This is a genomic window from Arenibacter aquaticus, assembly GCF_003957295.1.
Taxonomy (GTDB): domain Bacteria; phylum Bacteroidota; class Bacteroidia; order Flavobacteriales; family Flavobacteriaceae; genus Arenibacter; species Arenibacter aquaticus.
Map to the genome: position 1 here is coordinate 510,323 of NZ_RQPJ01000001.1, position 19,184 is coordinate 529,506.

The window sequence follows — 19,184 nt, forward strand, 5'->3', positions numbered from 1 at the left end:
CTAAAAGCTATTGCCCAATTAAAATAAATGCTTAATTTCAAGTGGCAAATGAAAACAAAAAAAATGAAAAAACAAGGGTTTTAAAAAATTTTACAATATGCTAATAAAGAAATTAAGGAACCCTAAAAAATTAACTAAAAAACAACCTTAATCCATTGATTTTTAACCTTTTCTTGACTATTTTTATCTAAAAATCCACTATCGATGAAATCAAAAAAATATAGATTCCTTACCGTTCAGGTCCTATGGATCTCTTTTACGGCATTTGTCACGGCCCAGATACCTTCAAATGTGTACCAATTTGAAGAAAAAAGCGAGGTAGGCAAGCTCATACATGAGATTAAAATAGACGAAGATTATTTTGTGCATTCGGTCTATAAAAAGTCGCCCGCAGAATTTATTAAGACCGTTGGTGGATTCTACACCCTGTCCAACAATGTACTGAAGGTGGATCTGGAATTCAATTCCGACTACAAAAAGGATGGCACCAAAAGTTTAAACATACCCTACCGGATGAAAGATGGCCAATTGATCTTGGACAAAGATGAACCCATGCACTTTAAATCCGTGGGTACTGAGCCACAGGATTTGGATGGAAAATGGCTGTTTAGCGGAAGGGTAACGGACAAGGGGGAAGAGCGCCGAGACACTTCCAGGCCCCGGAAAACAATGAAATTTTTACTAAACGGGCATTTCCAATGGATTGCCTACAATACGGAGTCCTTAGATTTTATGGGAACCGGAGGTGGCACTTTTGAAGCCAATGATGGAAAATACACAGAGAATATAGCCTATTTCTCCAAAGATAATTCTAGGGTAGGCGCTTCCCTATCCTTTAATTACGATATAAAGGGCACGGATTGGCACCATAGTGGCAAAAGCAGTAAAGGGGCTCCCTTAAACGAAATATGGACCAAAAGGGAATACAAATAATATTTTATCATGGTTTGACCAGCCTCTAAACAAAAAGGCCAAGGCACTTGGCAGGATACAACCTCCCTAAAGCCTTGGCCATTTCCACCACAAACAGACTATAAAAAAACTAAGCCACCTGTTCCCTGTGTAAAGAGGGGACAATGGTGTTGGCAATAGCTGCATTCCACTTTTCTGCCCTACGCAGTTCGTAGTCTTCTAAATAAACATCCTCCAAATCATAAAAATTCAATAGCTTATCTGGCTTACCCGTATCAAAAAAAGCTATCCTCAGATCCAATTTCTCCAAGACCACTTCCTTGCCATGAGCGTTGCGTACTACTTTGTCTTTCTTTATAATTTCGGATTTGTCAACAGCAGCAAGATCTATTATTTCTGTCGCTACCACCCCGTCAAATACTTTTAAAAAAACAAGGGTATTGCACTCCGTGTCCAGACCTATAAAAGAATTGCCCCAATTTTCCTCTAAATTGAATTTCAGGTTGAATTCTTTCTTTAAACTATCTGCTTTCTTTCTTAGCATTTTAGCTTCTCCCTTTCCGGAATAGTTTAGAATTAAAAAAGGTATTACGGTGACCAGCACCAAAAGGACTGATAATAAAGGCATTGATATATTCATTTTAATTTCTTTTTATTGTTTAGTACTACAAGACCGTTTCCCTGCCCAAGTTCAATGCAGGGCACAGATCATTTTAAAAAATTTGTCATTACACCTCAACCCATTCTCCCAATAAAGAGAGTTCTGATGGTTTTAAATAAATGGCGTAATGCAACCACTAGACCTTCATTTGTACAAAGCAAGAGAAAGGAATAGCGGAATCGTTTCCTTGTAGCAAGAGTTATAAAAAAGTATGAAAGGGATATATCATGGTAAGGCTGTCCAGACTTGGAGTAATACGGACAGGCTGAACCACAAACCCAGCAGCATTGTCCCAAATAGCAATAAGTGTAGTTACCGTCTTGGGAAAACCTGAATTAAAATTTGGGCGTAGTTCATTTACCGAAGGCAATTGATAATTACCCTCCGCCATGATCATGTCATGGGCTAAAGTTTGGCCTTCATAGTTTAAATGATGATCTGGCAGAATTTCTCCGGGAAGCTCAACCTTGGTTTCTGGCTCCGTATGGAGGCTCGCCAAGGATATTTGGCCTATACCTAAGAACAGTATAAGGACAAAAACCCTAAAGATAAGCAAGTGCCTGGTTTTCTTCATGCCACAAAGATATACACAGATTCTCTTAATAAGCTGTTAAATTATCCAAGAATTAAATACTATTAAGTTCAAGGCAAAAAGTTGTGCAATTGGCACTTAACTAGAAAAACCTATTCCACATTTCATGTTTTGTTCATTTTTTGCATGGCCCAAATACAGAGCCTTAGCTGCACCGAATCTTGATTTGGCAGCACATCATAGATTTCATGAATATCCATAAAAATCAATAGACTAGCACCATGAATAAAAAACGAACAAGGCCCAAAAATCATTGTCTGGGTTTCATAACCTTTAAACTTTGACTTCGAAGTCCATTGAAAGGTCTATCTTCTTCCGTAGGGAAGATGGCTTGGCCGTTAAGAATTAATGAAGCCTTGGAAATAATTTAGGCCATGGCATAGGTCCATAAAATTGGTGGATTTTAGGGACCACATAGCGAAGAAGTGTCTTTTCTTTTCTTTCGTTTTATTCATTGCTTGTCTATTTTTAATAAGGTATTTATGAACCGTCCGTGACGGTTTCTTTGGACAAGCAAAGAAATCGAAGATTAACGAAAACCTTAAAAAACTATAGAGACTACTTGAGTAAAATGAAAGAAGCTCCAAGAGAACTAACAATCAAAATTACAGTAGCTCTTGTATATCTGTTACAAATCGCCTCCAATATCGGATTTGCCCCCCGTTTTCTTCAACAACTTAATATTCTGAATTTCTATTCCTTTGTCAATAGGCTTTAGCATATCGTACATATTAAGTGCCACAATACTGGCGCCGTGCATGGCCTCTACTTCCACCCCGGTCTTGTATATGGTCTTTACTGTAATGAGCACCGTTATTTGCAAACCGTTTATGCTGTAAGAAATATCTGTATATTCCACTGGCATGGGATGGCAGTCGGGCAACAGATCGGCCGTCTTTTTTACCCCTAACAAACCAGCTGCCTTGCTCATTGCAAACACATCCCCTTTGGGCACCTCATTGTTTTTTATGGCCTTAATGGTATCTTCAGAACTTACTTGTACAATAGCTTGGGCAACTGCCGTTCGCAATGTTGCTTTCTTATGGGTAATATCTACCATCTCTATTTATTTACTTTCCATTGATAGGAATCATCCTTAAAAACTTCCTTTCCAAAAATAGGAACCTGACTCTTTATTTCCTCCACCACATGATGCAGTGCTTCAAAAACCTCTTTTCTGTGGGGCGAGGATACAAAAACAAACAAACAGATCTCTCCTGCGCCCACCTTCCCAAGACTGTGATAAATATGCATACAGCTAAGGTTAAACTTATTAAAGGTAGCCTCCCTGATCTCGTGGAATTTTAAATTGGCCATTTCCTCATAGGCCGTATATTCTATAGCCGCAACCTCCTGCCCATCAATTATATCGGCCCTCACCTGGCCCAAAAAAATATCATGGGCCCCAATACTGGTCTTGGACTGGTGTTTTGCAATGGATTTGGCAATAAAGTCGGGCGTAATCGCCCCCGGTACAAATACGTTTTTGATCTTGTTCTTCTCCATGTTCAATACTTTGGCACTAAGGTAAAGAAGATTCAGGAATTTATGGTTACCAGTCCAATTGGATGCCCCTTATTGGCCATACATTTGGAATTTGGCTGGTCATACGTTGTAGTGTATCCTTTGAGTCCTGGTTAAGAATCCTACATTAAAACCAATTCCCTAACCTTAGCAATAGCCACCTTGACATGTGTTTTAAATTCTCTTAGGTCGATGGCCAATTGGCTCCATGGTACTTTCCAGCCATTCCTTTAAGCAACATTAAGGGATTATTTGGATCATTCACTGAAAACCTGTACCCGTTCACTTAAAGTTGGCATATGGTATTGATCAAATGCCAACATTTGTAGCCAACTCTAAAAGTTCCGATGGCAGATAAAAACTCCTGCTGTGTCAATTTTGGTTCACCCCAGGCTTAATGCCTATTTAAACGGTCGTATTATGAATTTACAGACTACACATATTATAAAGGACTACGACAATATTTCCTTGTTGGAGATGAACAACGTTTCCTTGATGAAGAGAACCGATACTAAATTCATAATTCACCAAAAGGAACTGATCCCACTTTTAATAAATATTAGAGATCGCTACAGGATTCTTGAAATAGATGGGCATAGGATGATGACCTATTCTTCCTTGTATTTTGATACGCCGTCCAAAAAATTCTATCATGACCATCATAATGGTAAGGTAAACAGGACTAAGATCAGAATACGCAAGTATGTAGAATCCGCTCGTTGTTATCTGGAGGTAAAACAAAAAGATGGCACAGGGAGGACCAATAAGACCAGGGTCCCTATCCCTGATTTTGAGACCAATCTATCCGACGAGTCTTTGAATTTTATCGAGCAAGTAACACAAAAATCATTTGAACTGGAACCTATTATTTGGAACAATTTCAATAGAATCACATTGGTCCACAAAACAGCACAAGAACGATTGACCATAGACTTCAACCTTATGTTCAAATTCCAAGATTCAACCAAGACCTACGATAACTTGGTGATAATAGAAGTAAAACAGCAACGCTTTAGCAGAACTTCCCCAGTTGTACACCAATTAAAGAAAAAACAGATAAACCCTTATAGCCTAAGTAAATATTGCATAGGGATGATAAGTATGTATCATGACCTCAAGTACAATCGTTTCAAAGAAAAAATAATAAAAATCAATAAACTCACAGCTTAGCCAATGGAATTTTTAGAGATCCCCTTATTCGATGATGACTTTTTTAAGATGATGTTTCGTTTTATTATTAACATGATATTCTTAACCACCATCATCCGTTTTATTTACTACCCTTCCTCAAAACGAAAGGACTATGTGTTCACCTACTACCTCATAAGCATAATTGTATTTTTCCTATGTTTTACCCTTAAAAAATACGAGCTGGACATTGGAATGGCACTGGGATTGTTTGCCATCTTCGGGATAATCCGTTATCGCACGGACGCCATCGACATTAAGGAAATGACCTATCTGTTCGTGGTCATTGGAGTATCGGTAATTAACTCCTTAGCCAATAAAAAAATGAGCTATGCCGAAATAATAGCAGCCAACACCCTCATTATTACAGTACTGTACACCATAGAAAGGTACTGGGCATTAAAACAGGAAGAATCCAAATCTGTGGTATACGAAAATATAGAAAATATAAAACCCGAAAATTACCATATACTAAAAAGTGATTTGGAAAATAGAACGGGACTGCAAATCAATAAAATTACTATCGGAAAGGTCGATTTCTTAAAGGATACTGCCGAAATAACCATCTTTTATTTTAACAACAACATATAAATCAAAAGTGTGAAAACTATGGAATTGAACAAGATAAGATATACAGTTTATATAATATTGTTGGCCACAACATTTGGCTTCGCCCAAAGCGATGATAATTCTGATCTGGAAAGTTGGAACACCCTGAGTTTGGAATATGAACCGAATAAAAAATGGTCATTTGGCCTGGAAGAGCAATTGCGTTTGGACCAAAACATGTCAGAAATTAGCGAATACTTCACACAACTGGAAACCAAATATGCCCTTACCAAAAAATTTGATGTAGGCCTTGGCATAAGATATATAAGGGAAAATGACAATGAAGGCAATGTTCAAGGGTACGAAAACCATTTTAGGATTAATGTAGATGCTTATTACAAGCATAAAATAAATGACCTAAAGTTTAAATATAGACTGCGATACCAGAACAAAAACGAACTAGGCATTGGCACTTCGGAGGGTGATTTTGCCAAACAATACCTTAGGCTGAAAGCCGCTGTTGAATACGATTTCAAGAACTGGAAATTGGATCCAAAATTTTCAGCCGAATTCTTTAACCGTTTTAAAAATGGCGATGTAGATCAGTACAATAAGTACAGATTAACCGTTGGCACTGATTACAAAATAAAAAACTTTGGCAAACTTGGGCTCCAGTATAGGTATGAAAAAGGCATAGATGTAGACATACCCCAAACCACGCATATTATTGGATTGAAATATACTTACACAATAAAAAACAAGAAAAAGTGATAGTGCCTACTTATTCACCGCTGCTGATATATCTTCCCAATAATAATCTGTTTTAAAAGCCAGACCTCCATAATTTGCCCAGAAGATTGTTCCATTAAGAATCACAGACAGCATTGTTCCGCAGAAATGGGACTCTTTGAACACTAAGCCCTCATACTAAACCAAACCTCAACTACGGCATTCCCTATTAATTATTTAGCTTTTGGTTAAAAAAACAAAAAACGGCCTTATTAAGACCGTTCTTCGCTAACACTTGCAAAATTCCCGGGCTTGTGCAACGGTCACCAAACGTGACTGCCACCCTTCTTTTTACTATCTGCTACAATTTAATTTTTATACCACCATTGACTACAAAACCATCCACAGGGGCGTAAATATCCCTAAATGTGGGATCGGTGATGGTGCCGGTATAAATGGTATCAAACTTGGTTTGTCTAACGTCTGTAAGGTTTTCAAAATTGATAAAAATCGAGAAATTATCCCATAGTTTTTCTACCATAAAACCCATCAGCCAATACTGTTTTCCCGTGGCACCATCATTTAGCTCTTGCGGACTAAAATAATAAGCCTCCAGACCCATTTTTAGTTTCTCTTCAACCTCATACATCAAAACATTGTTTAAGCGGTGTTTTGCCACAAGGGGGTAGGTTGTGGAAGTACCGTTGTAATGCTCGTTTACATCTGCATAGGTGTAGCCCACAAACAGTTTAAGATCCCCGTAGGTGATTTTAGAATTGGCTTCAACTCCTTTGGTATCTATATAGCCATTGGGCTGCTGAAACTCATAGGTGTTGTTGCTGTTGGAAGCAAGCACCAAAGGATCATTGACCTGTGTATAAAAGAATAACGCATTGATGGTAAAGATAGATTTATCTGAAAGCGCTGTTTTATAATTAATGTCAAGATTGCCACCAACGGACTCTTCCGCATTGGTATTGGCTACATCTAATGGCAGCACATTTTCAAATTGAATTTTTTCGGCGTCTTCCGTAAAAACAGTTGGTGATTTATAACCAAGCCCTCCGCCGATTCGCATACTGAATTTCTCGTTAAATTTATACAATCCGGAAATACGTGGTAACAGAAAAAAGCCGTATTCGTTCTGATAATCGCCCCTAAGCCCCGATTCCAGAATAAATTTATCCGAGATATTCCATGTGTTCTGAACAAAAGCACCTATCGTAGTATAATTGTAATCAACGGCCTCTTCTTGGGCTACATTACTTTGGGTGAATTTATCGGTCCATAAATTCAATCCCCCGATCCATTCGGTTTTTTCACCTATATGATTGTAATTGGCTTCACTAAAAGAGGCCAATTGAACACCTGAAAATTCAAAATCAGGAATTTCAATATTTCTATCGTAGTAACTCACACTATTTTTAAATGAGAATTTAGAATTTTCATCCACAATACGGTCAAAACCCAACTGAGTACTTAAACGGTCCGTATTATTTTTCTCGTAGTAGGAATTTACACTGTCACCATTGCCCTCTATATAGTCTATATCACCACCAATACGCTCTTCTACCGTATTGTTTAAACCAAGATATACGGTGGTCTTGTCATTGGGATAAAAATAGAATTTAGGGTTTATGGTATACCGATTAAATTTGGGAATGGCCGTTAGACCTATATCGGCAGGGTCATACGGAGTTCCCAAATTGTAGGAGGCAAAAACGGTTGTCCCCACTTTATCGAATTTTTGTGAATAGTACCCGCTTACATCCAATCCCAAAGCGGATGTCCCGTTTAAAACAAAACTTATTTCGCGCTCTTCTTTAGGCATTTTTGATATAAGGTTTACAAGCCCTGAAATGGCACCACCCCCGTAAAGTGTAGAAGATGCCCCTTTAATAACCTCAACCTGTTGTAAATCCAAGGGAGCAATTTGCATTAAACTTAAGCCACCGGAAAAACCTGAATACAAGGGGAATCCGTCTCGTAAAATTTGCGTGTATTTTCCATCAAGGCCCTGTATCCGAATAGAAGAATTATAACTGGTAGCCGATGTTTGTTGTGTTTGAATACCAGTGCTTTCATTTAACAACATTCTAATATCGCCGGGTTTCATATTGCCTTTCTCCTCCAGCTCCTCTCCGGCAATTGTTTCTACCCGTGTAGCGATGTTTTCAATGGTACGACTGCTTCGGGTTGATGAAATTACCACCTCTTCCAAATGTTCCCCTTTGCTGTTAAGAAGTATAACAATTGGTTCTGTTGAGGCAAGTGGAAAATTGAATGTCTCTTTTCGGGTTTCGTACCCTATATAGCTAAAAACGATTATTTGTTCTCCATCCGGAATGTTCTTCAATTCAATATTACCGTCTATGTCGGCAATAACGCCATTGGTGGTTCCTTGCACTACGGCTGTTGCGCCTATTAATGGTTCTTGGGTCTCGCTGTCTTTAATGATTGTGTTAAGTGTATTCTGACCGAATACCGCTGTTATATTGATCACTGCAATACACAGCATGATAATTTTTTTCATTACTGTTTAAATTCGTTAATGTTATTGAAATATGTAACGGTGCCTAGCACCTTAAGAAATAGCCTCTGCCATGGGCACAAAACATTAACCTATTTTGGGAGGTTGCCAAATTGCCATATGAAATTCCGAAAGAAATGTGCGGTTGTAGGTAGCCACTAGATTTGGCAATAAAACGGTTTGTGGAGTCAAAGAAAAACTTACCATCGGAAATGTGAAACCCACACAGTTTCCACAGGTATAAAATGGGGAACAAGACCCTTGATGTTCACTGTCCTGATGCTGTTCCCCGTGATGGCTATCTACCAATTCCAATTGGCAAGTATCACCGTCACTACAATAGCTGTCTTGGCAGCAAGGTCTTATGGCCAGCCCAACAATATAAACGGCAAGTAAAAATGATACCAATTTCACGCTGTCAAAGATACTATCTTATTGGTAATTTTTGTAGCCTGGAAATAGAATGTTTTAATGCCTTTTCCAATACCTAAGCTATCACATAGCCAAGATACATAGTTATATTAGAACATTTTGGTGATCTAAGCACTTTGTTGAAGGTTATACCTTAGTTTCTAAGAAATAAATCACAATCACTAATTCTCCTTGTCCTTCTTCTTTTTCTTTCTCCAGAGGATATAAAAGATAATCATTAGAACGGGCAGGACTATGTACATAACAACATCAAATGTGTTGGTAAGATCAATAGGGGAATTGTCATCCGGGTTCCTAGTGCCTATTGGTAATTGTAACAATAAAGGATATAATATGTTTAACATTTTTTGAAGGGCTCTTATGCAATTTATAAAATTAAATAGGATGTCTACTTTGGTTTCCTTTTATCTACCTGGCTTCCACTCCCATGTTGACTTATAGAAGCGGAACAGTATTTTGTTTAGGCCTGCAACTAACAAAAAAGAGTTCCTATTGCCATGCCGGGTAAATGCTGTAGAATTCATAATACAAGGCAGTAAAACGAAACAGCTATTTTTTGGAAGAAGGCCAGTTCATTATTTCCTGTTGTACCTGCTCCGATGTTTGCTTTCTTCTTTTGGCCAGATTGGCAATTAAGGTTTCCAAGCTGTTTTTATCATAACTGGTATCCATATCGCTTAGTTCTGGAAAATTAGCAAGATAATCATCCCGTACGGCCAACCACTGCTTTTCCAAATGAGTATCAAATTTTGAAGTTTCAACACCTCCGTTGTCCACCGGTTTCCCTATTTCATCATTTGAATGTTCTTTGGGGCTTCTTACCTCATTAAGTCCACGGTTTTGTTGAACCCTATTATCCAGGCCGTTAGAATTGGGGTTCCTTTCTTTATTCTTATTTTTAGTTATCATTTATGTGTAATTTTAAAATTAACATATAATAAAATTAGCAAAGTAAATAGTAGCAGCTTTGCTCTAACTATTTAATAATTAACCTGATAAAAATCTGGTTTACACAAAAACTGAAACAGATCATTGGTTGAAGCTGATTTCTTAGAAAGGTGAATTTGTTAAATAGCTCGCATCCAATTACAAGATTTTAATAAACCTTAACTATACTGTTGTAGCCTTTTCCATATAATTCTGGATCAACAAAAACATATAAACAGGCATCCTATTTAAACTAAATGCGTTGCGTTTAAATGTTTTAATACGGGACGTCATTTTTTTTGAACGCAATACCATCCGGCTATCCAATCATTATAGCATATGTGGAATCCATGTATCACCTAAAAGAACCGTATAATTACTTTCCGCCATTACCTCCGAAAATAGAACTTGAAATCCAAAAGGTTCTGAGACAAGCCATTGAGTCAACACCAGTACTGGCTGCGTTACGGGGTTTACCCGCTTCGAGATAGTCCTATACCGTTTTTATTGGTTTAATAAACTGGCTCTTCAATTGTTTTTGTTATTATTAATTCAGCTGTGTAATCCGAAACAAAAGCATCAATATGGTTTTTATCGATGCCTGGAACACAGATAATATGAGCAATGTTGTCTTCGGTTGCCAACTGATATTTAGAACATATTTTAGCGGATGGTTTATCAAAAACAATGGTCAAAGCCTTGGGGTTTCGCCTAACATTTACTCCAAGTCCTTTTAATTTTTCTTCAGCGTAATCGGCTATTTCAATGGCATTTTCAACTCTTTTAGCCAAGCCTTTTTTGCCGTGCTTTTGAATAAAACTCCATAAAAACAAAGGTGTTAACCCATTTCTAGACCCGGTTATTGTGGTGTCCAATGTACCAACATAGGAGACCGAATTTACAATTCGGTTTCTATGTTTTCTCTTAACCAAAACTATTCCACAGGGAATTGGACTACCAATGAATTTATGCCCGGAAATAGCTATGCTATCAACTCCTTCCGAAAAATCGAATTTTGGTTTTGGTTCAATAAATGGTGCTATACAACCCAAAAATGCCGCATCACAATGAATGTAATAATCTTTAATAGAATATTTGCGAATTGTTTCTTTTATGCGATCCAAGTCATCAATGCCCTCTTTCATAGTAGTTCCTATGTTAAGAAAAAATATAGCAGGTCTATGCCTATTCATAGATAATAAAGTTTCTAGGTCTTCATAGTCCATTTCACCGTTATCTTGGCTTCTAACCACAATGTTATCAATATTTAAAAGATGTAGATTCTTTTTTACACTATAATGAGAGGCTTCACTATAGTATACTATCGGATTGCGAAAACTTTCTCTTGCCAAGTACAGCCCATAAAGATTTCCTTCCGTTCCTCCATTGGTTACATAACCCCATGTTTTTTCCATGTCAGAGGACAAAATATCCGCAAAAAAAGCGACCACTTCTTTTTCAATATTCTTCGTGTGGAACAGAAGAGTTGAGGGGGACTCTGGGTCGCCAATATTGTTTAGGCATACATTTAGAAAAGGTGCGAATTGTCTATAATCAAAATCTTTGGCCAGCGGATAGCCCAAAAATTCTTTAGAGCTATCACTTATTTTGCCAAAAACTTCTTCTATCAACTTCATATTTTTTTGTTTTAAAGAACTGTAAAATTATATTTATTAAATCGATTTGAACTAAACATTGCGTATATTTGGTTTTTAAAACTGCTAAAACACAAATTATTAGTTTTATGTTATGCTCTATAAATATCCTTGAATGGAAAATAGATTAATAAACTATGGAAAAACTAGATGAAATAGATTTAAGATTACTTGCAGAACTTGAAAAAGACTGCAAACAACCAATTAAAGAACTTTCCGAAAAGTTAAATCTTTCGATTACTCCAATTCGTGAAAGAATAAAAAAGCTGGAAGCTCAAGGGGTCATTGATAAATATGTCGCCGTTGTAAATCCTATTGCATTGGGAAAAGGACTTACGGTTTACTGTACTGTGACCCTAACAAAGCATCAAGAAAAATATTTTAAAGAATTTGAGGAATTTGTTTCCACCCTAAGTGAAGTAGAGGAAATTATCTATGTAACTGGAGGTCATGACTATTTATTAAAGGTGGTCCTGGGCAATATGAATGATTTTGAAAATTTCATAGTCCGAAAAATTTCTCGTTTAGATATTATTTCAAATATTCAAAGTTCATTTGTGATTCATCAAATAAATAAGAGGTTATCTTTCCAATAAATGGATTAGAGCGTTTCAGCTATGACCTATTGCTGGCACGAACGTAACTTTTCCAGAATCAGGGCAAGTCATTTACAGATTTTGTGATTGGGTCATACTTTAGTACATATCACCTAGAGAACATGAAAAGTATTATGTTAAGGCAGCCACTTAAATCCCAAATGCCTATTTCAATTTTTTTCCTTTTTCCGTCTTACTGCACACCTCTGGTTTTTCCACACCAGGAATCACTTCGACTCCGCCTACCTACCGCAGGCAGGCTCAGCACAGGCTTCGATTCAAAGGCTGGCGCCTTTCGTGCTGTGCACGACTGGTTCGTAGCCTCACCAGGAATCACTTCGACAACGCTCAGCACAGGCTTCGATTCACAGGCTGACGCCTTTCGTGCTGTGCACGACTGGTTCGTAGCCTCACCAGGAATCGAACCTGGATCTAAAGTTTAGGAAACTTCTATTCTATCCGTTGAACTATGAGGCTATTGGCAGTTAATTGCTTTAAACTGCGGCTGCAAAAATAAAATTTATTTCATAAAAACAATCAATACTTCAAGGATTGTTTTCGAATATCTACTTCAGTTTATATATTTCATCACAATAAACAGCAGGCCTATGCATAATTATCTTTTTTTAGCAACAATTTTATCGTATTCCTATAAAACACCCCTATTTGTTAAAAATGTGCAATCATAACAACTATATGAAGTTATTTTTTTACATTGCTTGCTTAAACGTTTAAATTTATTTTAAATCCAACAAAAGCAAGCATATAATGAACAACCGGAAATATACCATTGGGGTCGACTTCGGCACAGATTCCGTAAGGACCATACTAATAGATTGTAGCAATGGACATATCCTAGCTCAGGCCGTTGCCCCCTATAAACGATGGAGTCAGGGAATGTACTGCAACCCATCGGCAAATCAGTTTAGGCAGCACCCGTTGGATTATATAGAAGGGATTCAGCAAACCATTAAAGATATTACAGCACCCCTTTCCAAGGAAATTATAAATGGTATTGCGGCCATTTCAATAGCTACTACTGGTTCTACCCCAGTGGCGGTTAACAAGGAGGCTGTTCCCTTGGCATTGGTACCAGGTTTTGAGAACAATCCCAACGCCATGTTCATCCTTTGGAAAGACCATACCGCAATAGCAGAAGCCCGTGAAATAAACCAACTGGCGCACAGTGGAACGGGCCAAGACTACACCAAATACAGTGGGGGCGAATACTCATCTGAGTGGTTCTGGGCAAAGATCCTACATACCCTACGGGCAGACGCTGCCGTTAGGGAAGCCGCCTATTCCTGGGTAGAACACTGCGACTGGATTCCGGCCTTGCTCACTGGAAACACCAACCCTTTGACCCTAAAAAGAAGCAGGTGCGCGGCAGGACATAAGGCTATGTGGCACGCCGATTGGAACGGATTGCCCCCTGAAGAATTCTGGACAAACTTAGACCCTTTACTATCCGGCTTGAGGGACAGACTGTATACAGACACCCATACTTCCGATCAAATCGCAGGGACCCTTTCCAAGGAATGGTCAGATATCCTTGGCCTGCCACAAGAGGTAATTATAGGTACCGGATCTATAGACGCACATATAGGGGCCATTGGTGGCGCTATAAAACCATACCAAATGGTAAAGGTCATAGGAACCTCTACCTGTGATATGATCGTTGCCCCATCAGATGAGATTGGCAACAAATCTGTTCGCGGCATCTGCGGCCAAGTAGATGGTTCCATCCTTCCCAATATGATAGGACTCGAGGCAGGCCAATCGGCCTTTGGTGATCTCTATGCCTGGTACAGGGATATCCTGCTATGGCCAGCGCAAGAAATAGTAGATAAAAGCGAACTGCTGGACGAACATACCAAGGCTGTCCTCATAGAAGAAATGCCCCATAAACTGTTATTACAATTAAGTGAAGCTGCAAGCGAAATAGAAATTCAGGAATCTGCTCCCGTGGCACTGGATTGGATGAACGGTAGGAGAACCCCTAACTCCAATCAGAACCTTAAAGGGGCCATACAGGGGTTAACCTTGGGCACAACAGCCCCCCACATATTTAGGGCCTTGGTAGAAGCCACCGCATTTGGCTCCAAAAAAATTATAGACCAGTTTCTTCAGGAAGGGGTACGCATTGATGGAGTGATCGCAATTGGAGGAGTGGCCCAAAAGTCGGCATTTGTAATGCAGATTCTGGCCGATGTTCTAAACTTCCCAATAAGGGTTATTAAATCGGAACAGACCTGTGCACTGGGTGCTACCATGGCAGCCGCCGTAGTGGCAGGCATACATAATTCTTTTTTGGATGCCCAGAACGCAATGGGCAGCGGCTTTCAAAAAGAGTACTTCCCCAATCCCGAAAATGTAAAAAAGTATACCGCCCTATACTCCAAGTATTCAGAATTGGCCCATTTCATAGAGAAACAAGAATTGGGAAAAGCCACCTCAACCAACACTTAGTAAAATACAATTAAAGAAACATATAATAACCAAACAAAAATTAGAGAAAATGCAAAATAATCACAACCACCTAGGAGCCATACCAAAAGTAGGGATCAGACCTGTAATAGATGCCCGTTTGGGCGGAATTAGGGAGTCCTTGGAAGAAACTACCATGGCCATGGCCCAAAGGGTAGCCAATTTTCTTTCCACAAACCTTAAAAACTACAATGGCACCGCTGTAGAATGTGTCATTGCAGACAGCACTATAGGGAGGGTTCCAGAAGCACAACAATGTGAGGAAAAATTTCTTAGGGAAGGTGTTGGGCTGTCTATCACCGTAACTTCTTGCTGGTGTTACGGGACCGAGACCATAGATATGAACCCCACCCGTCCAAAGGCAATTTGGGGGTTTAATGGTACAGAAAGGCCAGGGGCCGTTTACCTGGCTGCAGCCTTGGCGGGACATGCCCAAAAGGGAGTACCAGCCTTTAGCATCTATGGCAAAGAGGTGCAGGAAAGCGATGATACGAACATCCCGGAAGACGTTAAAAAGCGCTTATTACAATTTACCAAGGCTGGCTTGGCAGTAGCCATGATGAACGGTAAATCCTACCTATCTATTGGAGCTGTTTCCATGGGAATAGCCGGATCTATAGTTGATGAAAACTTCTTTCAAAATTACTTGGGAATGCGCAATGAATACGTAGATATGAGCGAGGTAAACCGCAGGATGCAACTGGGCATTTATGACCATGAAGAGTTTGAAAAAGCCCTAGAATGGACCAAGGCACATTGCAAGGAAGGCAAAAATTACAATGCCAAGGACCTACAAAAATCCAGGGAGCGTATGGATGAGGAATGGGAGACCGTAATAAAAATGACCTTGATTTCCAGAGATATTATGATAGGCAACCCAAAATTGGCAGCACAGGGCTTTGGCGAAGAAGCCTTGGGACACGGTGCCATCGCAGCAGGTTTCCAAGGACAACGCCAGTGGAACGACTATATGCCCAACGGTGATTTTATGGAGGCCATATTAAACTCTTCCTTTGACTGGAACGGAATACGCCCCCCCTATATGATGGCCACGGAAAATGACAGCCTTAACGGCATCTCCATGTTGTTTGGCTACTTATTGACCAATCAGGCGCAGATGTTTTCCGATGTGCGGACCTATTGGAGCCCATCTTCTGTGGAAAGGGTTACCGGCCACAAATTACAGGGCAAGGCCGCCAATGGCATTATTCACTTGATCAATTCCGGCTCTTCAACACTGGACGGTACGGGGCAACAGCAAATAAACGGACAACCCGCCATGAAACCCTATTGGGAGATATCCGAGGCCGAGGCCGAAAAATGCCTGGAAGCTACAGATTGGCCACCCGCCATGTACGAATATTTTGGCGGTGGAGGATACTCCTCCCACTTTGTTACCAAAGGCGAAATGCCTGTAACCATGTGTAGGATCAATTTGGTAAAAGGATTGGGACCCGTAATGCAAATTGTAGAAGGGTGGACAGTAGAGCTGCCCGATGCGGTACACCAAACATTGGACGAAAGAACCAATCCTACCTGGCCCACCACTTGGTTTGCACCTAGACTAAACAATAGTGAGGCCTTTAAGGACGTCTACAGCGTTATGAACAATTGGGGGGCCAACCACGGTGCCTTCAGTTATGGACATTTTGGTGACGAAATCATAACACTTTGTTCCATGCTAAGAATACCCGTAAACATGCACAATGTAGAGCCCGAAAAAATATTTAGACCCAAAGATTGGACCTCTTTTGGAATGGACCAGGAGGCAGCCGATTATAGAGCGTGTAAAAATTACGGACCCCTCTATTAAAAAAGAAGGGTGGACGGAAATAGTCGGAAGAAACAACCGGATTTTATGACTTGAAAAATAGGAGCATACCCTCTAAATAAATACAACATGAAAATCAATTTCAGCCTAATCCTAATGCTAATGTCAATATTCCTGACAGCAAATTTCTATGGTCAAAAACTCCAGAAAAAGGTTAAGCATGTAAAAGTATATTATGAAGAGGGCATGTTTGGCGGTTGGCCGGCCAACCATGGGGTATGGAATTGGGGCGATGAGATCCTGGTAGGTTTTTCAAAGGGCCAATACAAGGATTTGGGTCCCGATCGTCATAATTTTGATAAAGAAAATCCGGAACTCCATGTACTTGCCCGCAGTCTTGACGGGGGAGAAACTTGGAAGCTGGAAGATCCAGGCGCCAGGGAAGGAGACCTTGTAGTTCCCGATAACGGAAGTTATCACGGCCTTATTAGAAAAGATATAAAGGCCCCTGAGCCTATTCCAGCCCAACAAATTAATTTCACCCACCCCAATCTGGCCTTTACGGTGCGCATGACAGACCACAATGGTGCAGAATCGCGCATATGGCATTCCTATGACAGAGGAAAGGACTGGATCGGCCCATTTACTCTTCCCAATTTTGGAACGCCCGGTATAGGAGCCAGGACCGACTATATCATTGACGGTAAAAATGAATGTATGCTATTTCTTACTGCCGCCAAAGACAATAGGAAGGAAGGCCGTGTGATGTGCGTAAAAACCACCGATGGTGGCATAAACTGGAAATTTGTATCATGGATAGGAGCGGAACCGGATGGATTTTCCATTATGCCCGCTTCAGTTAGAATATCGGACACAGAAATATTGGTCACTACACGCAGAAGGGAGGCATCCCGTAGATTTATTGATGCCTACTTGTCTAAGGACAATGGAGCAACTTGGAGCCCTTTGCCCAACCCGGTAGAAAATTGTGGTCAGGGAAATCCCCCAGCCATGGTTAAAATGAAAGATGGAAGAATATGTTTGATCTATGGATACAGGGCCTTGGAGGAGGATATCAAAAACAAGCGGGACAAGAGTGAGATCAGGGCTAAAATCAGTGCAGACAACGGAAGGACCTGGAGCCAGGATTATGTGCTGCGCGATGATGGCTCCGGCAAAGACCTGGGCTACCCAAGGGTGGTGCAGCGGGCAGACGGCAAAATTGTGGCCCTCTATTATTTTATGGACAAACAAACCGGTCCCGAACGCTATATTGCCGCTACTATTTGGGATCCTCCAACCAATTAAACAGATAACAGGACCACAGCTTTCAATTATCCATTTTCAATTGAATTACAAAACACAAACAACTATGAAACGTATCATTTATTTACTTCCAGTTTTGACTTTTATGGTTTTTTCCTGCAAGAACAAAACAGAGAAAACTGTAACCACAGAAGAAACCAAAAATGGCAACGACATTACCGGTAATTTTACCCTACCTCCCTTGTCCCAACCCGGGCAAGGCGCTTACCTCAGTGGGGAGCTTATCTACCCATTGGACAACAAACCCACTCCTGAATGCCATGCCTCTACCATAGTGGAGACCCCTTCCGGTCTTGTTAGTGCTTTTTTTGCCGGTACCCATGAGAAAAATCCCGATGTGGGGATCCGGGTATCGCGAATGGTGGATGGCAAATGGACCTGGCCAGAAGAAGTGGTGAATGGCGTACAGAACGACACCTTGCGGTATCCGTTGTGGAATCCCGTGCTATTTCAGCCAAAGCAAGGGCCCCTGATGTTGTTTTATAAGGAAGGGCCCGATCCAAGAACCTGGTGGGGAATGCTAATTACTTCGCCCGATGACGGAAAAACATGGTCCAAGCCAGAAAAAATGGGAACAGATGAAAAAATTGGACATTTATTGGGCCCCGTAAAAAACAAACCGATTCAGTTGGAAGACGGAACAATCATTAGCCCTACAAGTACAGAAATTAAATTGGAAGATGGCGATGTGGATTGGATGGTCCACTTTGAAATAAGCAAGGACAATGGCAAGACTTGGGAAGTGGTAGGGCCAATAAACGACGGAAAGGAATTTGACGCCATACAGCCCAGTATCCTCACCTATCCCGATGGGAAAATGCAGGTATTGTGCAGAACAAGACAAAATGTAATTTCCCAAAGTTGGTCCGAGGATCAGGGACGGACCTGGAGTAAAATGACAGCCACCGAACTTCCAAACCCCAATTCAGGAACAGATGCCGTGACCCTAAAAGACAACAGACAATTACTTATATACAATCACACCACCAAAGAGGGTGAAGAGCCCAAGGGAAGAAACATGCTAAACCTGGCCATATCAAATGACGGCATCAATTGGAAACCGGTAATGACCTTGGAAAATAAACCCGCCAGAGCAGGCTATTCCTATCCAGCCATCATCCAGACCAAGGATGGCATGGTGCACATTACCTATACCTATTTACGACAATCGGTAAAACACGTGGTCATAGATCCTAAGAAACTTTAAATCCACGGCGGAAAAAGGATGATTGGACCAAAACGGGAACAAATATGACTATCAAAAAATCAATATGAAATGAGCTATAACAATTCTTGACACCAGCC

The 19,184-nt window shown here is 40.2% G+C and carries 17 protein-coding genes, 1 tRNA gene and 1 pseudogene; 9 read left to right on the plus strand and 10 right to left on the minus strand.

Annotated elements, in window-relative coordinates; all coding sequences use genetic code 11:
• Nucleotides 1-204 precede the first annotated feature (204 nt).
• A complete protein-coding gene (locus tag EHW67_RS01965; RefSeq protein ID WP_126160662.1) occupies nucleotides 205-933 on the plus strand; it encodes a hypothetical protein in 729 nt (242 codons plus the stop codon).
• A gap of 109 nt (nucleotides 934-1,042) precedes the next feature.
• Here EHW67_RS01965 and EHW67_RS01970 read toward each other — a convergent pair whose 3' ends face one another.
• The 4 genes from EHW67_RS01970 to EHW67_RS01985 form a co-directional block, all read right to left on the minus strand.
• Nucleotides 1,043-1,552 (minus strand): hypothetical protein, encoded by a 510-nt coding sequence (locus EHW67_RS01970; protein WP_158285051.1) that lies wholly within the window; start codon nucleotides 1,550-1,552, stop codon nucleotides 1,043-1,045.
• A gap of 220 nt (nucleotides 1,553-1,772) precedes the next feature.
• Entirely contained in the window at nucleotides 1,773-2,147 is a 375-nt protein-coding gene (locus EHW67_RS01975; protein WP_126160664.1) for a hypothetical protein, read from the minus strand.
• Nucleotides 2,148-2,793: 646 nt separating this feature from the next.
• The gene (gene moaC / locus EHW67_RS01980; protein WP_126160665.1) at nucleotides 2,794-3,225 is read right to left on the minus strand and encodes a cyclic pyranopterin monophosphate synthase MoaC; all 432 of its coding nucleotides are present in this window, start codon (nucleotides 3,223-3,225) and stop codon (nucleotides 2,794-2,796) included.
• A 2-nt stretch (nucleotides 3,226-3,227) separates the two neighbouring features.
• Nucleotides 3,228-3,671 carry a molybdenum cofactor biosynthesis protein MoaE gene (locus EHW67_RS01985; RefSeq protein ID WP_126160666.1) on the minus strand — a complete coding sequence of 148 codons (444 nt, stop codon included), beginning with the start codon at nucleotides 3,669-3,671 and terminating at the stop codon, nucleotides 3,228-3,230.
• Nucleotides 3,672-4,109: 438 nt separating this feature from the next.
• Between EHW67_RS01985 and EHW67_RS01990 the strand changes: the two genes are divergently transcribed.
• From EHW67_RS01990 to EHW67_RS02000, 3 genes are read left to right on the plus strand one after another with little or no spacing between them, the layout of a single operon-like run.
• A complete protein-coding gene (locus tag EHW67_RS01990) occupies nucleotides 4,110-4,859 on the plus strand; it encodes a polyphosphate polymerase domain-containing protein (RefSeq protein WP_126160667.1) in 750 nt (249 codons plus the stop codon).
• A 3-nt stretch (nucleotides 4,860-4,862) separates the two neighbouring features.
• The gene (locus EHW67_RS01995) at nucleotides 4,863-5,468 is read left to right on the plus strand and encodes a DUF4956 domain-containing protein (RefSeq protein ID WP_126160668.1); all 606 of its coding nucleotides are present in this window, start codon (nucleotides 4,863-4,865) and stop codon (nucleotides 5,466-5,468) included.
• Nucleotides 5,469-5,492: 24 nt separating this feature from the next.
• The gene (locus EHW67_RS02000) at nucleotides 5,493-6,197 is read left to right on the plus strand and encodes a DUF2490 domain-containing protein (protein ID WP_158285052.1); all 705 of its coding nucleotides are present in this window, start codon (nucleotides 5,493-5,495) and stop codon (nucleotides 6,195-6,197) included.
• Nucleotides 6,198-6,516: 319 nt separating this feature from the next.
• Here EHW67_RS02000 and EHW67_RS02005 read toward each other — a convergent pair whose 3' ends face one another.
• The 5 genes and pseudogenes from EHW67_RS02005 to EHW67_RS02025 all read right to left on the minus strand — a co-directional run.
• The gene (locus EHW67_RS02005) at nucleotides 6,517-8,688 is read right to left on the minus strand and encodes a TonB-dependent receptor (protein WP_126160670.1); all 2,172 of its coding nucleotides are present in this window, start codon (nucleotides 8,686-8,688) and stop codon (nucleotides 6,517-6,519) included.
• Between the two features lie 84 nt (nucleotides 8,689-8,772).
• On the minus strand, nucleotides 8,773-9,099 hold the full coding sequence (locus EHW67_RS02010; protein WP_126160671.1) for a DUF6660 family protein: 327 nt from the start codon (nucleotides 9,097-9,099) through the stop codon (nucleotides 8,773-8,775).
• Nucleotides 9,100-9,278: 179 nt separating this feature from the next.
• The gene (locus EHW67_RS02015) at nucleotides 9,279-9,461 is read right to left on the minus strand and encodes an adenylosuccinate synthetase (RefSeq protein ID WP_126160672.1); all 183 of its coding nucleotides are present in this window, start codon (nucleotides 9,459-9,461) and stop codon (nucleotides 9,279-9,281) included.
• A gap of 205 nt (nucleotides 9,462-9,666) precedes the next feature.
• Nucleotides 9,667-10,026: a hypothetical protein gene (locus EHW67_RS02020; RefSeq protein WP_126160673.1), complete on the minus strand. Its 360-nt coding sequence runs from the start codon at nucleotides 10,024-10,026 to the stop codon at nucleotides 9,667-9,669.
• Between the two features lie 530 nt (nucleotides 10,027-10,556).
• Nucleotides 10,557-11,684, minus strand: a pseudogene (locus EHW67_RS02025) (histidine decarboxylase); the annotation flags it as partial.
• Between the two features lie 152 nt (nucleotides 11,685-11,836).
• On the opposite strand from EHW67_RS02025, the gene EHW67_RS02030 reads away from it, so the two are divergent.
• Nucleotides 11,837-12,295 carry an Lrp/AsnC family transcriptional regulator gene (locus EHW67_RS02030; RefSeq protein ID WP_126160675.1) on the plus strand — a complete coding sequence of 153 codons (459 nt, stop codon included), beginning with the start codon at nucleotides 11,837-11,839 and terminating at the stop codon, nucleotides 12,293-12,295.
• A gap of 405 nt (nucleotides 12,296-12,700) precedes the next feature.
• Here the strand turns inward: EHW67_RS02030 and EHW67_RS02035 are convergent.
• Nucleotides 12,701-12,772: transfer RNA gene (locus tag EHW67_RS02035), tRNA-Arg, on the minus strand.
• A gap of 291 nt (nucleotides 12,773-13,063) precedes the next feature.
• Here EHW67_RS02035 and EHW67_RS02040 point away from each other — a divergent pair.
• The 4 genes from EHW67_RS02040 to EHW67_RS02055 all read left to right on the plus strand — a co-directional run bounded on the left by EHW67_RS02040 (nucleotide 13,064) and on the right by EHW67_RS02055 (nucleotide 19,086).
• On the plus strand, nucleotides 13,064-14,764 hold the full coding sequence (locus tag EHW67_RS02040) for a ribulokinase (protein WP_126160676.1): 1,701 nt from the start codon (nucleotides 13,064-13,066) through the stop codon (nucleotides 14,762-14,764).
• 49 nt (nucleotides 14,765-14,813) lie between these two features.
• A complete protein-coding gene (locus tag EHW67_RS02045) occupies nucleotides 14,814-16,595 on the plus strand; it encodes an L-fucose isomerase (protein ID WP_126160677.1) in 1,782 nt (593 codons plus the stop codon).
• An 87-nt stretch (nucleotides 16,596-16,682) separates the two neighbouring features.
• Nucleotides 16,683-17,861 carry a sialidase family protein gene (locus EHW67_RS02050; protein WP_126160678.1) on the plus strand — a complete coding sequence of 393 codons (1,179 nt, stop codon included), beginning with the start codon at nucleotides 16,683-16,685 and terminating at the stop codon, nucleotides 17,859-17,861.
• A gap of 64 nt (nucleotides 17,862-17,925) precedes the next feature.
• On the plus strand, nucleotides 17,926-19,086 hold the full coding sequence (locus EHW67_RS02055; protein WP_202911891.1) for a sialidase family protein: 1,161 nt from the start codon (nucleotides 17,926-17,928) through the stop codon (nucleotides 19,084-19,086).
• Nucleotides 19,087-19,184 lie beyond the last annotated feature (98 nt).

Excerpts from the sequence above, each read along its gene's own strand:
- EHW67_RS01995 (WP_126160668.1), top strand. The coding sequence starts at position 4,863 with ATGGAATTTTTAGAGATCCCCTTATTCGATGATGACTTTTTTAAGATG.
- EHW67_RS02045 (WP_126160677.1), top strand. The coding sequence starts at position 14,814 with ATGCAAAATAATCACAACCACCTAGGAGCCATACCAAAAGTAGGGATC.
- moaC (WP_126160665.1), bottom strand. The coding sequence starts at position 3,225 with ATGGTAGATATTACCCATAAGAAAGCAACATTGCGAACGGCAGTTGCC.
- EHW67_RS01965 (WP_126160662.1), top strand. The coding sequence starts at position 205 with ATGAAATCAAAAAAATATAGATTCCTTACCGTTCAGGTCCTATGGATC.
- EHW67_RS01975 (WP_126160664.1), bottom strand. The coding sequence starts at position 2,147 with ATGAAGAAAACCAGGCACTTGCTTATCTTTAGGGTTTTTGTCCTTATA.
- EHW67_RS01970 (WP_158285051.1), bottom strand. The coding sequence starts at position 1,552 with ATGAATATATCAATGCCTTTATTATCAGTCCTTTTGGTGCTGGTCACC.
- EHW67_RS01990 (WP_126160667.1), top strand. The coding sequence starts at position 4,110 with ATGAATTTACAGACTACACATATTATAAAGGACTACGACAATATTTCC.
- EHW67_RS02005 (WP_126160670.1), bottom strand. The coding sequence starts at position 8,688 with ATGAAAAAAATTATCATGCTGTGTATTGCAGTGATCAATATAACAGCG.
- EHW67_RS02015 (WP_126160672.1), bottom strand. The coding sequence starts at position 9,461 with ATGTTAAACATATTATATCCTTTATTGTTACAATTACCAATAGGCACT.
- EHW67_RS02040 (WP_126160676.1), top strand. The coding sequence starts at position 13,064 with ATGAACAACCGGAAATATACCATTGGGGTCGACTTCGGCACAGATTCC.
- EHW67_RS02030 (WP_126160675.1), top strand. The coding sequence starts at position 11,837 with ATGGAAAAACTAGATGAAATAGATTTAAGATTACTTGCAGAACTTGAA.
- EHW67_RS02020 (WP_126160673.1), bottom strand. The coding sequence starts at position 10,026 with ATGATAACTAAAAATAAGAATAAAGAAAGGAACCCCAATTCTAACGGC.
- EHW67_RS02055 (WP_202911891.1), top strand. The coding sequence starts at position 17,926 with ATGAAACGTATCATTTATTTACTTCCAGTTTTGACTTTTATGGTTTTT.
- EHW67_RS01985 (WP_126160666.1), bottom strand. The coding sequence starts at position 3,671 with ATGGAGAAGAACAAGATCAAAAACGTATTTGTACCGGGGGCGATTACG.
- EHW67_RS02050 (WP_126160678.1), top strand. The coding sequence starts at position 16,683 with ATGAAAATCAATTTCAGCCTAATCCTAATGCTAATGTCAATATTCCTG.